The following is a 14,502-nucleotide window of genomic DNA, read 5'->3' as shown; positions in this document are numbered from 1 at the left end:
TTATACTAACACGGTTGTAGCTCTAAAATTAGACAAAGTTTTTCATGGCGATCGCATTGCAACTGCTTGAAGTGAGGGATTAACGTGGTAAAGTTTACCTCCTGGTTCAAAGACCGACAAATACAGTCGAGTGAATCTGATAAGGAGAAACAATCACCGCAACCAAATTATCAGGACGAAAACACGGAATCAACTCAGAATAAAAAATTACAAAGCCCCCTGGCAAATCTGAGGAAAACACTGAATGAGGTAATTTCCAAATTACCCGGAGGTCATAAACCTATTTATCGTCGTTACTGGTTTTGGGCGGGATTGGGTGTAAGCGGTGGAATTATCGCTGCTAGCTATGGTGTTGCAGCAATAGACCGTTCTCTACCTGACAAAACAGAACTAAACGCGGTTGTCAGAGAACAGACACTCACTATTAAAGCTGCTGACGGGACAATTTTACAACAGCAAGGAGAAGCAACCAGAGAACAGTTAACGCTAGAGGAAATACCAGATAAATTTCAAAAAGCTTTTATTGCTTCAGAAGATCGACGGTTTACCCAGCATAATGGTGTCGATGCTCAAGGAATTGCAAGAGCTATATTAAATAACTTGCGCTCGCAAAATGTGGTAGAAGGCGGTAGCACTATCACGCAACAACTAGCTAGAATTCTCTTCCTCAAACAAGAGCGTACAGTTTGGCGCAAGCTAAAAGAAGCACGTCTGGCTCAGAAAATGGAAGCAGAATTGACAAAAGACGCCATTTTAGAGCGGTATCTGAATTTGGTTTATTTAGGTTCTGGAGCATACGGGGTAGCCGATGCAGCCTGGGTATACTATAGTAAACCAGTTAGCAAACTAACCCTAGGGGAGATGGCAACAATCGCTGCATTGCCACCCGCCCCAAACAACTTTTCGCCAATCGTCAACCGTACTGCAGCACAACAACGGCGAAATATAGTCTTGCAACGGATGCGAGAAGAAGGATTTATTACAGCAGCAGAACTTCAAGCAGCCACCGCCGAACCAATTAACTTAAAAGCAAGCGCCCCTAGACGATGGCAAGTAGAATCTCCCTATTTCATCAGCTACGTCCAAAAGGAGATACCTAAATACGTTTCTCCTGAAGTTCTCAAAGCAGGTGGCTTAACGGTAGAAACTAGTCTAGACCTAAAATGGCAAGAGGCGGCAGAAAAAGCTGTGGCTAAAACTTTGAGAAATCAAGGGCGTTGGGAGAATTTTAAACAAGCTGCCTTAGTTTCCATTGACCCCCGCAATGGTGAAATAAAAGCAATGGTTGGGGGAAAAGACTTTAATAAAAACCAGTTTAATCGCGTTACTCAAGCACGTCGTCAGCCCGGTTCCACATTTAAAGGGTTTGTATATGCTACTGCGATCGCTGCAGGTTTTAATCCCACCGATGGGTACTTAGATTCGCCTTTAATAATAGACGGTTACGAACCAAAAAACTACGATGAGGGTTTTCGAGGTTGGATTAGCATGAAGGATGCTCTCACCAAATCAATTAACATTGTTGCGGTGAGGGTGATGATGAAAGTGGGATTTGAGCCAACCATTAGAATGGCTCATAAAATGGGGATAAAATCAGAACTTAAGCCAATGTATTCCTTGGCACTAGGGTCTTCAGAAGTCAATCTTTTAGAGTTGACGAGTGCCTATGGAACTTTTGCGACTAAAGGTTTACACGTAGAACCTAACGGTATTAAACGCATTCTCGACCGTAAAGGAAAGGTAATTTGGTCTCCAAACTTTAAACCAGAACGGGCTTTAGATGCTGATAGTGCAGCTATCATGACATGGATGTTGCGTAATGTTGTGGAGGAAGGAACTGGTCGAGCCGCCCAAATAGGTAGACCTGTTGCAGGAAAGACAGGGACTACAGACGACGCTCGCGATTTGTGGTTTATTGGTTATATTCCTCAAGTCGTGACAGGTGTTTGGTTGGGTAATGACAATAACAAACCAACCTGGGGTAGTAGTGGTAGCGCTGCTTATACCTGGCATGAATTTATGGAACAGGTGGTCAATAAAATACCAGTTGAGAAGTTTCCCGCAATACCCAAGTTAGCAGGTAGAAAAGGCACTATCAAAGCACAGGCTGTGAAAGCTAGACGAATCGTGAATCGTTCCGCCGCTTCTTACGATAATGACGAGGATAATTCTCGTAGGTCTTACAGGCGCGATCGATCTGTTGACTCAGATGATAACTCACAAGAGCGTACCTATAGGAGACGCAGATATAGAAGGCGTTATTATCAAGAGGAGCAGCAACCACAAGAGTACACATACAGACGTAGTAGGCGTTACGATCGACAAGACGAGGAAGAAACAGGTAGTTCCAGAAGGCGCTACCGCCGACGCTACCGTGTAGAACAATCTGAATCTAACGAGTCAGGTTTGCAAAGGCGATACAGGAGAGATGATTCTGATTCATCTCCAAGAATTCGTCGCCGCTACACACCCGATACAGGTAATTCCTCAGAGTCTACTCCAAAACGTTCTTGGCGAGAACGACTCAGACCAACAACACCTCCTGACTCGGAGATAGTACCTTAGTGTGAAATAGTACTAAGCTGAGTTCGTGTTTGTGTTTTACCCCACCCTAACCCTCCCCGATGCATTGGGGAGGGAACTGGAAATCTGATTTCCCCCCAATACATCGGGGGGACTAAGGGGGGTAAATTCTTTCCGTCTCTATGCAATAAGCAACCTCGCTTTATCAGCTTGTTCTTGAACGCTTTCCTTAAGCCATTCGCCAATCGATTTCCCAAGTTTGACGGAAATTGTTGGATCTTGTATGAAAGTTTGTTGGATTTTTTGCTGTAACTCAGGTTTCTTCTGACGTGCGAGTTCATTAATTCTGGCGTCTGAAACGAAATTGCGTATCCAAGCAGGTATATCTGTATCCTTGATTAAAGACTCACCCACAAAGTAAGCTAAGACGCCAACAATTGGTGCAATAATGCCTGTAAAAAACAGAATATGAAATAAGCCTGCTAAGATAACTCCCACAATAATACCTACAAGGTGACCGACAAAAATCGAAAGCCCTGTAAAATCGTTAAATGATATGGAAGTAGGTACTTTTTCTGCGCGATCGCCCAAATCAATGCTTTTATTTCCAAATGTACCAATGGGTAAACCATACTTGAGACAAATAGAATCTGTCTTTTCCCTCACCTCATTTTGAACGTCCAACAGCCAATAAACTAAACTAGCAGCCATTTTGTCATTAGCATCGCTTCGTGTTAACCAAATTTTGGCTTGCTGCTGTATTTCTGACTCAAGAGAAGAGAGAGTTAAAATTTTGCGATCGCGCCATAATTTTACACAAGGCTGAATCACCTTGTCTACCAAACCATCTGCTAAGTCTTCTGCTAATTTTTCTAGAAAGGCTGGTATGCGATTTCCCACAATACCTGTCAATTCTCGGTCAAGAAATTGAGTGATTTCCTCCAAAAACCCTGATGTCCGAATATAGACTCTTCCCCAACGCGATAATCCTCTAGCGATAGAAAGTTCTGGTTCTCCATCCCGTTTGCAAGATATCTCCGGAAAAACTTCCTGACATATGTCCGCTATAAAGCTCATTTTAGAAGCGCTACCCGTTAGAAGAATCGAACTAGGTTGAATCCCTATTTGTTCCAACTTTTGTTTGACTTCTTGCAGTTGGTTTCGGAAAGCATCATGCCAACTTTTATTCCCTAGTTCTGGCAAAGGTTCATTGAGAATAGCGTGCATCGTTTTGCCATTCACTATCGGCAAAAATTTAAATCTTCTCTGAATATCCTCAATACCTACATTCACGAGATTCTGTTCGTAAGAATCCTCATAAGTGAAATATTCTTCTTTAGCTTTTCGACATCGAAGTTCGCATCGATTTTTATATAATGGACTTTGCTGAAAGATTTTTTCAAGTTGTGAAATTTCTTCTAGTTGTAAAATTTCCTCATCTTTGAGGATTTCTCCTAGACGTACAATTTCTTCTCGTCCCTCCCTGTACTGTTTGTGACATTTAAGACTTGTCTTGAGAATTTCTTTATCTATCAGAGATGCACCTAAATCGTGTCCGAAATCTATGGGAGTATCAGACATTCCTTTGACAAGAGTGTAATCTGTTGTAGAAGAGCCAATATCAACAATCAATACTGACTTTTGCAATTCATTGATAGTGAATATGCCACTTTCTTTAGCATGCATTAAAGCTGCTCGTGACTCCTTCACAACTGTGACATTTGGCAATCCCCCTTCCGAGAGAAGTTGCTTGTACTTTTCAATTTCTTCTTGCCACCATCCTGACGGACAACCTATAAAAAAGTGATTGATATCATCTAATTGAATTTGTTTGGTATCAATGAGATGTTGGTAAATAGCCTTAACAAACTCTTGAAGATTTTTTTTGTATTCGGTAACCTGAAATTTTCTAGATTTAAAAGCTATTTCAAAAATAGTCGCATCAGACATTTGACAAGCCACCTCACCAATAATAATTCCTTTATTAGGATGATGAGCAATGGCAGTAATTTGACTTTTTCGATTATTGATAAGTAAACTTTGAGGTTCTGACTCAGAATTATTAGCTCTCACCCAAGTAAGGGCTGTTTCTCCGTGTCCCAAATCAAACCCTATAATTTTGATTCCTTGATAATCTTGCATTCTTAATTAAATCTATCTACACCTGTAAAATCTATATGGTCACTGGTCACTGGTCACTGGTCACTGGTCACTGGTCACTGGTCACTGGTCACTGGTCACTGATGATGGTTCAATAACAGCTCCTGGTAAAAGGACTTGGTTATCTTTAATCAAAGCGTGTTTTAGAGTAATGTAATCTGTAACTTGTGGATCGAGACTTGGCTCGAAGTAAAACATTGATAAAGCTTCTATCCCTGAATTTTCTTCCTGCAAGGGTTGATAAACTCTAGCCTCAATTCCATAGTGTCTTAAAATCGTTGCTGCTTGTTCAATCCGTCGGCGTACAGCAGTTGGAAGTTGAATTTGTTTATCCAATGCATCTGCCATTAAGTCTTGTAAGTACTCTATCAAGTCTAAATTATTTTCCAACTCTATTTTGGATGTTTTTTCTTCTCTGACTCCATAAGCAGCAACCGTCAAATCTATTGACTGAAAAGCTTGATATAGGTTGTCTAGTAACTTATCAATATTTATACTTATTTTTACCTCTTTTTGAGATTCTACCTGTGTGATGTTATTGGAGTTTTCAGGTAACTTGATTTCCTGAACTATCTTTCCTATAATTCCTCCTGTAATTGCTCCTATTAATCCCCACCAAGAACCTCCCGCTACAGTTCCCGCTAAACCTCCAGCTAGCAAACTACTAATGACTTCACGATTATGTTGAATTTGTTGTAAGATTGTTTGTGTGCGATAAGCCAAAAGCTTAACGGCTGAAGCCGTATCGCTCAAACTTTTCTCTATATGAGTGATGTTGTGCAATGGCAATATAGTCATAAAGCTAAATTTAGTTAAGCCTTCTTGGTTTTGCGATCGCACTTTATCATTACCAGTTTCTGGAGTATTTTGGGTATAGCTTTGCATTTCAACCAACATCAAAATACTTGTATAGCGATCGAGCATTTTTAACATGACTGTTGCAAGACGTGCTTGCTGTGGAGTCAATCCGTTAATATATTCACTCTTAAAATCTGCAAGCCTGTTAATTTCGTTTTGTATTAGCTGAACGACTTGTTCGGTTTTTTCTACATTTTGTAGTTGAGTTTTGAGTTTTTCTCTTCCTTCTTGATAAGAAGCTACAAGTGTTTTCATAATGAATTTATCTTAACATAATTTTTGTTAGGACTTCTATTTGATTTTTGAAACATATGTAGGTAGGGTTATGCCGCACAAAAGCCTTATATGGTGGGCTTTAGCCCTACCTACTTAAAACTTTTCTCAAATCATTTATGATTCCTATAGTTATGCCATTGCTTAGCACTTCTATACTAACTAAACATTCGTGTTTGTTTCTCTAGCTATTGGCTTATACTTTTTTACTGACAAAAAACCTAGTTTTTCAAAACTAGGCTCTTTTCAAGAATTTCAATGTAAATTTCTCTTTAAAATTGCTCTGTTTGCGGTTGAGGTTTTTTTTGAGGTAACTGCTCGTTTTGAGAAGGTTGAGGCTGTTGCAGCAATGAAGCTGGTGTAGCTTGACGGAATGCTCCGCAATAATACATTGTCATCACTGCTTTAAAAGCCCAATGGTTGGGCGATACATCGCTATAAGGTATAGGTAAGGTTTCTGCTTGGTTGCGAACACAAGCATCAAGAACTTGAGTGTTTTGAGTAGGTTTACTCACTGGCAAATCTTGAGCGCGAACAGGAGCAGACATTTTAGTAGCGGTTAATACTAGTATAGTTCCTGCTACAACTTTAAGAAAGTTCATGGTATTAAGGTATTTACTACTAAGGAGTAGAAAACATAACGATCGTTAGTAGTAGTATAGCCATTCCAAATACCCACAGTATCAACGAACCCCAACCTACGGAGTCTTGCTGTACTTTATGCCACAAATTGGTTATTAAATTCTGATGAGTAGCCATATTAATGACCTCCGATTCTTAGTAGCTCAACCAAACGCCACTAACCCAATTTCAGTATAATTTTCTGAGAAAATAAACGCGATTTACAGAATAGATATGGCAATCCTAATTTAATTTATAAAACACAAGTAGGGTGGGCAATGCCGCACAAAAGTCTTAGTTGTGGGCTTTAGCCCTACCTACGGTACTGGAAATTTTTACAAATAATTTAGGAATGCTATATTTCTTATCTGTATCTCTTTAATTATTGTCTCACAAGTAAAGGTTTACACTTGCGCGCTCGCTCTTTTTTGAGAAAAAACTTAATGCTGATTCTTATTCGCGGGAAAATTCTACGAGAAACAGGTAATTATTGGATTGAGACTGCTACAATATCATCTGCATTCTGCAACTCATAACACTCATGCAAGCATTTAAAACATTACTACGGGTTCGGCACTATGAAATGGATGCTTTGGGACACGTAAATAATGCTGTTTACCAAAATTATTTGGAACAAGCTGCTATAGAACATTCAGAACATCTGGGTTTGACTTTAGATATTTATCGAGAATTGGGTGGCGTGTTTGTTATGCGACGGGTAGAAATTGACTACCTCCGTCCGGCAGTTGCAGGTGATACCCTAGAAGTTACAACTTGGCTGAAGGAAATGCGAGGAACTCGCGCCTATCGACAGTATGAAATTCGCAAGCAGAACCAAGAAGATTTATTGGTCACTGCTGAGGTATTGTGGGTTTGGGTAGACGTTAAAACAATGCGTCCCCGACCAATCCCCAATCTTTTGCAAGAAAAATTTTTACAAATTAGTAATCCCTCGTCCCCAGTCCCTAATCCCTAATCCCTAAGTATTTAATTGTAAAAAATTTTAATAAAAACTCTCCAGAGCGCACGTAGAGTGGCAGTTTTAGATATAAAGGAGTACGATCTACGTTTAAACTGTGAAGGTTCAACTTTATAGGGAGCGGGTGCTGTAACAGTAGAGGAGTCAGTAGCAAAGGGGATTGTAAACAGATATGGATCGAAATGAGCAAACACAGCGTCGTGCTGCTGCTAAGGAGTTTCTGGAATCTCTCAATCAGTTGGGAGACATACTGCATGAGGACGCTGTTGAAAATAAAGATACTACAAAGTTGCCCGATGCCAGTATCAGTGAAATACAAGAAGATAATAATTTATCAGCAATTGATTTAGAAGCTTTTGAAGATGCAGTTGCTGATATCGAGCAATATATAAAGAAAAATTATGAATGATGAATGATGAATTATGACAATAATATTCATAATTTATCATTCACAATTCATAATTTATAACTCCTTTGCCTTTGAACTTCGTAAAGCATCAATGCAGCAGTTATGGCAACGTTTAAAGACTCTACACCGGGCTGTAAGGGGATTTTGACTTGTATATCTGCCATTGCAGTTAATTCTGGTGATAAACCAGCACCTTCATTTCCTAACAAAATCAAACTGGGTTTACACCAATCTACTTCCCAGTAAGTTAAAGTCGCATTTGGTAAGGTTGCTACAACTTGCATTCCCTCTTTTTGACTTTGCTGTACTGTTGTCTTGAGATCTGGACTCACTGCCATTGCTAGGCGAAACCACTGTCCGGCGGAAGCACGCAAGACTTTTGGATTATCTAAATCGACACAATCTTCGCTCAGGCACAATCCCGATACACCTGCTGCTGCTGCAGTACGGATTATAGTTCCTAAATTGCCAGGGTCTTGTATTGCTTCTAATGCTAACACAACATTGGTAAAGGGAACCTCTAGAGAGCGATCGCCCCTTTTTGCTATTGCCACGATTCCATCTGGTTGTACTGTTGTTGCGATCGCTTTCAAAACTTCTTCGCTGACAGTTTCTGCTCTGGCACTGAGGTTACAAGCTTGCTGCCATAAAGAAGAATTTGCTGCTTGCCATTCTGGAGTACAACACACCACTTCCAGAGGGTAATTCACGCTGACAGCTTCTTCTACTAGATGCGTTCCCTCTATTAAGAATAGATCTTGCTTGTGTCTCTCCTTAGAAGAGTGAAGCTTGCGAATTTGCTTTACCAGGGTATTTTGTAAACTAGTTAACATCGAATGAATGATGAATTGTGAATGATGAATTATGAATAGTGAACTTGCAATTCATCATTCATCATTCACAATTTTATGCGGAACCCGGGACTTGAACCCGGAAGCCTTGCGGCACTAGAACCTGAATCTAGCGCGTCTGCCAATTCCGCCAGTTCCGCGTGTATTCTTTACTTGCTATTTTACTCACGATTGATTATTATCGCTCAATCATTTCCAATTGTCAACTCCCACTCTCCAGTTTTTTTGTTATCCCTTCTACAGTAGATCCTGATAGATTACCGATTCTTGCATAATATCCTCGCTTAACAACTGACGAATCAAGTTTCCAAATAGACACTTGAATTCTGCCTAGTTCAACTCAGGGATGATGATTAGGATTATCGGTTAGTAACCCAAGAGCTTGAGCAATAGTACTTAGGCGATCGTCAGATGTAAGAAAAATCAAGGAAGTGGATTGCTTCGCCGCGAAAGCGGGTTGAATCCTTAGCACTGATGCCAGTTGTACCGCATCATAAGCGCGTAGAGGATATTGCTCGACCAGTTGACCCGCAGTTTCTGCTAGTTTGGCATCAAGTTCAATGACTTGGTATTGATTATTCAGGTCAGAGCGAAACCTTTGAATAATCAATGCTCTATCGGTGGGAGTCAAACTAGCTTCTCGTTCTCTCCTCGCCAGCGCACTAAGGACTTCTACCCAAGTGATTCGGCCAATGAACAATGAGTTGCCAGTCTGAGTCGAGAGCGTCCGTATCCAGGCACTACCAGTTTCCGGTACGTACCGTTTCACCAGGGCGCTGCTATCTACGAAATGGGCGGTCACATTTAACCTCGTTCTTCAATAATAATTTCGGAGAGCGGCTTGCCTCCTAATGCCTCCAGTCTTTGGGTCAGTTCACGCCACGCTTCTTCTGATACTGGCTCAACATCGTCGCGATGTTGAGGAGGAGTGACCAGTCCCTCTGCCACTAGAGACTGAATTATCTGTTCGGCGTCCTTTGATGCTTCTTCCGTCAAAACTTGCAACCGCACAATTTGCCCATCAGTTAGGGACAAAGGACTGTGAGGGCGCAGCATCCCGTTAGAGTAAACAGCAGTAATAATAATTTCTGACATAGTTGGCGTACTATTAGACAAAGCTTTTTGACGAAGCTGTATTTAACCTATCGTACCTTGGGAAAAGTTGCTGCCAGTGCAATATTTAAATTTGGTTGGCTATTGCGCTCCCCAATCCCCAATCCCCATTTATAAAAAAATAGTGGACAAACAGAATCTATCGTGTAGAATCGAAACCAACTTATTATCGTATAAAATAGTTCTTTATGGAGGGTAGGCTTATTATTCCTTCTAGCGGCTTACCAGATGCCAAGACTTCTGAAGCAGACTCCTCAGTCTTGCAAATATGGGGTGGGCATCGTTTGCACGGTCATGTAAGAATTAGTGGGGCAAAAAATTCAGCACTAGTCATAATGGCTGGGGCTTTATTATGCTCTGGAGAATGTTATATTCGCAATGTGCCGCTATTGACGGACGTTGCACGGATGGGTCAAGTTTTGTCAGCTTTGGGTGTTGGCTTGAAGCAAGATGGAGAAATCTTAGAGATTGATGCTAGAGAGATTACAACATCTAAGGCTCCTTACGAACTAGTGACGCAATTGAGGGCAAGTTTTTTTGCGATCGGTCCAATTCTGGCACGGTTGGGAGTTGCACAAGTTCCGTTACCAGGGGGCTGTGCTATTGGAGCAAGACCCGTAGATCTCCATGTTCGAGGACTGCAAGCAATGGGGGCTGAAGTTCAGATCGAGCATGGGATTTGTAATGCTTATGTTCCTGGTAATAACAACCGATTGAGGGGAGCAAAGATTTATTTAGATATTCCCAGTGTGGGTGCAACAGAAACTTTAATGATGGCTGCAACTCTTGCAGATGGCGAAACTATTATTGAAAATGCTGCACGCGAACCGGAAGTGATCGATTTGGCAAACTTCTGTATCGCCATGGGAGCAAAAATACAAGGCGCGGGAACTAGCACGATTACGATTGTCGGCGTACCCGAGTTGCATTCTACTGAATATAGTATTATTCCCGATCGCATTGAAGCGGGTACTTTTTTAGTAGCAGCAGCCATTACCCGTTCGGAACTTCTTCTCTCGCCAGTTGTACCAGAGCATCTGATTCCCGTGATTGCTAAACTTAAAGAGATTGGAGTCACGATTATTGAAGAAGCTCCTAATTGCTTGCGAACTTTGCCAGCAGAAACTTTAAGGGCGGCTGATATCGAAACTTTACCGCATCCCGGTTTTCCTACAGATATGCAAGCACCTTTTATGGCATTGCTGACACTGGCTGAAGGCGATAGTGTCATTAACGAATCCGTATTTGAGAATCGCTTGCGTCATGCTTCGGAGTTAAATCGCTTGGGGGCTGACATTCGTGTCAAAGGGAATACTGCATTTGTTCGGGGAGTTCCGATGCTATCAGGCGCACCCGTACTCGGTACGGATTTGCGAGCATCAGCAGCGTTAGTCATCGCCGGACTCGCCGCACAAGGAAAAACTGTCGTTCAAGGATTGCGTTATTTGGATCGGGGTTATGACAGACTCGACATGAAGTTGCAGCAAGCGGGAGCTAAGATAGAGCGATCGCCTGTTGCTCTAAATACTGAGGAAGAAGAGAACCAGAGCGTTGTTAATCCTCAGGAGTCGGCTGCAGTTTAAATAACTACGGTGTATACACAAGCCTGAAATAGTTGACAAATCTGAGTTTGAGCTTCTGTTTTACCCTACCCTAACCCTCCCCTGGGAAAGGGGAGGGGACAGGAAATCTAGTTTCCCCCCTTTCCCAGGGGGGACTAAGGGGGGTAAATTCAAATACTTGTAAATAAATAACTAACGAGAGCGGTAAACTTCTTTTCTATGGGCGACTCTAACAAAAGTTACCAGTAAAACAGCATCCAGAATTTGGTAGATAATGCGATAGCTTCCTACAGGAACCCGATAAAGAGAATCTGTGTCTTCTAGCTTTTTAACACCACTGAGACTTGTGGGACGGGCGTCCTCGTCCGTTCTTTATTAGTGATTTCGTTCTATTCGTTGTTGAACTGTCTTGGGGAGTTTGTTAAACTGCCTATTTGCAGCAGGCGTGAATTCAATTTGATAAGGCACAGCGCTTACAATCCAGCTTGTCTCTTGACTTCAGCCCAAGGAATTGTACCAACTATCCTTGCTTCTTCTAGCGCTTTACGAGATTCAATAATGTCTTCCTCATCTTCAGAGGAGCGAATTTGAAGTAATTCAAGAATTTCCTCAAGAGTGTCAACAGAAGCTGTATCAAGTTTTTGAATAATGGTTTGTTTGATACCAGTGATGTTTACCGTGTCAACCATCAATAAACTCCTTGTTTGAGATATTTAGCAGCAATATTAACTTGTATTCTTACATCTTAGTTCTCTTGTCTCCTTTGTCGCTCTTGCCCTCCTCTTCTCATAAAAAGCTATACTATCAATGGTAAGATTAAAAACACTTCTGCCATGTCACTCCTCAAAACTCAATTGATTGGTCTTAAAGCCGATTCCTTTCGCCATCCACTAGATTTAGAGGCAACTCAAGCACTTAAGCAGGTACCTGGAGTCGATATAATAGTACGGAATATTTTGGGACCTCTGGCAGAGCAGGTGTTTTATGTAGAAAATATTGCATCAAGTGTTCTCGTGGGCGAACAACAACTGCCTCACTTACACCAGTTGTTACTAGACGCTTGCAAGATATTAGATATTGAACCACCATCATTATACGTGAGGCAGCATCCGGCTCCTAACGCTTATACCTTTGCTATGCGGGGAAAACAGCCGTTTATAGTGGTGCATACTTCTTTGATTGATATGTTGGAGCCAGAGGAAATTCAGGCGGTGATTGCTCATGAGTTGGGACATCTCAAGTGCGACCACAGTGTTTACCTGACTCCGGTGAATATATTGATATTGGCTGCAGCAGTGGTGCCTAATATTGGATCAATTCTTGCTCAGGCAATACAAGCGCAGCTTTTGGAATGGATACGCTGTGCTGAGTTTACTTGCGATCGCGCTGCATTGTTGGCGACTCAAGATCCTAGAGTGGTGATGTCGGTGTTGATGAAACTAGCGGGTGGTTCGCCAACTCTAGCACCGCAACTGAATCTAGATGCTTTTATTGCTCAGGCTCGTGCTTATGATGATATTAGCAAGACAGAGTTGGGTGAAATGGTGAAAGCTACTCGGACTTCCCAGTTGACTCATCCGGTTCCCGTGTTGAGGGCTAGAGAGATCGATCGCTGGGCAAGCAGCAAAGAATATCAAAAGTTGTTGCAAAATCAAAAAATAGGTTATAATAGTGAGCCTACTACCAAGGGCGAGTGGCGAAACTGGTAGACAGTCAGTGAACAGTAATCAGTGACCACTTATTTAAAAAAAACGACTAAAAGCACTATCTATGTATTTATGCCTGATATAACCTGTTAGCTGGAGATGAAGCAAGCCTCCCAACGGGAGGAGCAATGCTTATATTCTGCCATCGGTTGTACTAGATTAAAGCACCAACGTCATTAAGTTGCTTTTGATACATACGCTACTTAGCTGGTAGTTGATATATCTGCTGTAATTCCGATACTGTCTGTACGGTTTTTATTCCTTCTAAAATTTTCCTTAACTGGTCGATATCTTCAATTTGGGAAATCTCTGGTAGTAAGCTTAATCCCTCACTACCAAATTTTATTTCCAAACTTGCACCAATACCTTCTAACACCCCTAATCGAATACCACTGCGCTCAAAACTCGTAACATACTGCATACGTTGCTCCGCCTCCAATTGTTCTATAGACCGTTTAAACTCTCGTTCTAAATCTAATGGTAAAGTTAACATCCAATCTATGAAAGCCAATAAATTAAGAACTTCTTTTTCCGAAAATCCTTGAGAGTATAATCGCTGCACCAAAGCTAGCTTTTGCCGCAAGCGCCCTTGTCTGTCGCTGCTAGTTTCTAAAGCAGCCAAGTGTGCCATTACTACAGTAGCAAATGGATTACGACTGGTGAAAAGCAGCAGACTCAGCATCCGCTATTTCGTATATTGAAAAAGGAAATCCCTGTAGTTGCTTCCACTCTTGGCTCTTGATACCAAGAATGTCTTCAATTTCAAGGTAACGCTCGACAGCGCTCTCGACTGTAGCCGGGATGAAAGCCTCTCCCTTTTCGCTGGTAAGGGCACTTTTACAGATCTCAACACCGTCCAAATTAATCAAACTCTCGCTAACAAGGTAGTTGACTGACACCCCTAATGCCTGGGCTAGAGTAATCAGCACCTTAGAACCTGGCATCATTTCATCGCGCTCGTACTTACCAATTGCTTGAGCTGATACCAGGTTGTCAATTTTGTCTGAAAGTTCTCTAAGTGAGAATCCTGCACTTAAGCGAGATAGCTTAAGTCTTTTACCTATCATAATATGGAGCCTCCTCTCTTCTTTACAAAATAGCTCTGAAAAGCAAATTTGGAAACTCTTTGTTTACAAAGAATTGACAGAACGGTTTTAGTACCGCAAGGTGGAAGTCAAAAGTTACGCATTCAAAAGTCAAAACGAAGGTAGCTATGCTAGAAGCACAGGGCAGCTATGTGGTAAAAGGAATGAATGTATATGGAAATACAATGGGGCTTAGACCTACTACTCATTTAAGACCACTAACCTCCGATATGGTAGTTGCTCGTACTGAGAGCTAGAGAGAGCGATTGCTGGGCAAGCAGCAAAGAATATCAAAAGTTGTTGCAAAATCAAAAAATAGGTTATAATAGCGAAGTTGCTACCAAGGGCGAGTGGCGAAACTG

Annotated in this window: 15 protein-coding genes, 1 tRNA gene and 1 pseudogene; 5 read left to right on the top strand and 12 right to left on the bottom strand. The window is 41.6% G+C overall.

Annotation, left to right across the window (positions count from 1 at the left end; all coding sequences use genetic code 11):
- Positions 1 to 84 precede the first annotated feature (84 nt).
- A complete protein-coding gene (locus ACKTT2_RS14785) occupies positions 85 to 2,565 on the top strand; it encodes a transglycosylase domain-containing protein (RefSeq protein WP_407888087.1) in 2,481 nt (826 codons plus the stop codon).
- 138 nt (positions 2,566 to 2,703) lie between these two features.
- On the opposite strand, the gene ACKTT2_RS14780 is transcribed toward ACKTT2_RS14785, so the two are convergent.
- The 4 genes from ACKTT2_RS14780 to ACKTT2_RS14765 form a co-directional block, all read right to left on the bottom strand.
- Positions 2,704 to 4,665: an Hsp70 family protein gene (locus ACKTT2_RS14780; RefSeq protein ID WP_407888085.1), complete on the bottom strand. Its 1,962-nt coding sequence runs from the start codon at positions 4,663 to 4,665 to the stop codon at positions 2,704 to 2,706.
- Positions 4,666 to 4,746: 81 nt separating this feature from the next.
- Positions 4,747 to 5,796 carry a hypothetical protein gene (locus ACKTT2_RS14775; RefSeq protein ID WP_407888083.1) on the bottom strand — a complete coding sequence of 350 codons (1,050 nt, stop codon included), beginning with the start codon at positions 5,794 to 5,796 and terminating at the stop codon, positions 4,747 to 4,749.
- Positions 5,797 to 6,086: 290 nt separating this feature from the next.
- Positions 6,087 to 6,416 carry an S-layer protein gene (locus tag ACKTT2_RS14770; protein ID WP_407888081.1) on the bottom strand — a complete coding sequence of 110 codons (330 nt, stop codon included), beginning with the start codon at positions 6,414 to 6,416 and terminating at the stop codon, positions 6,087 to 6,089.
- A 19-nt stretch (positions 6,417 to 6,435) separates the two neighbouring features.
- Entirely contained in the window at positions 6,436 to 6,573 is a 138-nt protein-coding gene (locus tag ACKTT2_RS14765) for a hypothetical protein (RefSeq protein ID WP_407888078.1), read from the bottom strand.
- A gap of 403 nt (positions 6,574 to 6,976) precedes the next feature.
- Between ACKTT2_RS14765 and ACKTT2_RS14760 the strand changes: the two genes are divergently transcribed.
- A complete protein-coding gene (locus ACKTT2_RS14760; RefSeq protein ID WP_407888076.1) occupies positions 6,977 to 7,411 on the top strand; it encodes an acyl-CoA thioesterase in 435 nt (144 codons plus the stop codon).
- Positions 7,412 to 7,586: 175 nt separating this feature from the next.
- Entirely contained in the window at positions 7,587 to 7,823 is a 237-nt protein-coding gene (locus tag ACKTT2_RS14755) for a hypothetical protein (protein WP_407888074.1), read from the top strand.
- Positions 7,824 to 7,870: 47 nt separating this feature from the next.
- On the opposite strand, the gene ACKTT2_RS14750 is transcribed toward ACKTT2_RS14755, so the two are convergent.
- From ACKTT2_RS14750 to ACKTT2_RS14735, 4 genes are all read right to left on the bottom strand, one after another.
- The gene (locus tag ACKTT2_RS14750; RefSeq protein WP_407888072.1) at positions 7,871 to 8,656 is read right to left on the bottom strand and encodes a TrmH family RNA methyltransferase; all 786 of its coding nucleotides are present in this window, start codon (positions 8,654 to 8,656) and stop codon (positions 7,871 to 7,873) included.
- Between the two features lie 76 nt (positions 8,657 to 8,732).
- A tRNA-Leu gene (locus ACKTT2_RS14745) sits at positions 8,733 to 8,814 on the bottom strand.
- Between the two features lie 200 nt (positions 8,815 to 9,014).
- A complete protein-coding gene (locus ACKTT2_RS14740; RefSeq protein ID WP_407888070.1) occupies positions 9,015 to 9,476 on the bottom strand; it encodes a type II toxin-antitoxin system VapC family toxin in 462 nt (153 codons plus the stop codon).
- Positions 9,477 to 9,478: 2 nt separating this feature from the next.
- A complete protein-coding gene (locus ACKTT2_RS14735; protein ID WP_407888068.1) occupies positions 9,479 to 9,769 on the bottom strand; it encodes an antitoxin AF2212-like protein in 291 nt (96 codons plus the stop codon).
- A 206-nt stretch (positions 9,770 to 9,975) separates the two neighbouring features.
- Between ACKTT2_RS14735 and murA the strand changes: the two genes are divergently transcribed.
- Positions 9,976 to 11,370 (top strand): UDP-N-acetylglucosamine 1-carboxyvinyltransferase, encoded by a 1,395-nt coding sequence (gene murA / locus ACKTT2_RS14730; RefSeq protein WP_407888066.1) that lies wholly within the window; start codon positions 9,976 to 9,978, stop codon positions 11,368 to 11,370.
- A gap of 171 nt (positions 11,371 to 11,541) precedes the next feature.
- Here the strand turns inward: murA and ACKTT2_RS14725 are convergent.
- Together ACKTT2_RS14725 and ACKTT2_RS14720 are read right to left on the bottom strand one after the other, a co-directional pair.
- Positions 11,542 to 11,661: pseudogene (locus ACKTT2_RS14725) on the bottom strand (type II toxin-antitoxin system RelE family toxin); the annotation flags it as partial.
- A 161-nt stretch (positions 11,662 to 11,822) separates the two neighbouring features.
- Positions 11,823 to 12,038, bottom strand: coding sequence for a hypothetical protein (locus ACKTT2_RS14720; RefSeq protein WP_407888064.1), 216 nt, complete (start codon positions 12,036 to 12,038; stop codon positions 11,823 to 11,825).
- Positions 12,039 to 12,182: 144 nt separating this feature from the next.
- Between ACKTT2_RS14720 and ACKTT2_RS14715 the strand changes: the two genes are divergently transcribed.
- A complete protein-coding gene (locus tag ACKTT2_RS14715) occupies positions 12,183 to 13,058 on the top strand; it encodes a M48 family metallopeptidase (protein WP_407888062.1) in 876 nt (291 codons plus the stop codon).
- Positions 13,059 to 13,254: 196 nt separating this feature from the next.
- Here the strand turns inward: ACKTT2_RS14715 and ACKTT2_RS14710 are convergent, their stop codons facing one another.
- Positions 13,255 to 13,737 carry a hypothetical protein gene (locus ACKTT2_RS14710; protein WP_407888060.1) on the bottom strand — a complete coding sequence of 161 codons (483 nt, stop codon included), beginning with the start codon at positions 13,735 to 13,737 and terminating at the stop codon, positions 13,255 to 13,257.
- Positions 13,706 to 14,122, bottom strand: a complete 417-nt coding sequence (locus ACKTT2_RS14705) for a helix-turn-helix domain-containing protein (protein WP_407888058.1) — start codon at positions 14,120 to 14,122, stop codon at positions 13,706 to 13,708. Before ACKTT2_RS14705 ends, ACKTT2_RS14710 begins: the two co-directional genes overlap by 32 nt.
- Positions 14,123 to 14,502: the final 380 nt, after the last annotated feature.

It is taken from the genome of Scytonema hankhaensis NUACC26, from assembly GCF_045865695.1.
In the GTDB taxonomy this organism is placed as follows: domain Bacteria; phylum Cyanobacteriota; class Cyanobacteriia; order Cyanobacteriales; family Nostocaceae; genus Scytonema.
This window is presented reverse-complemented; position numbering and strand designations above follow the sequence as displayed.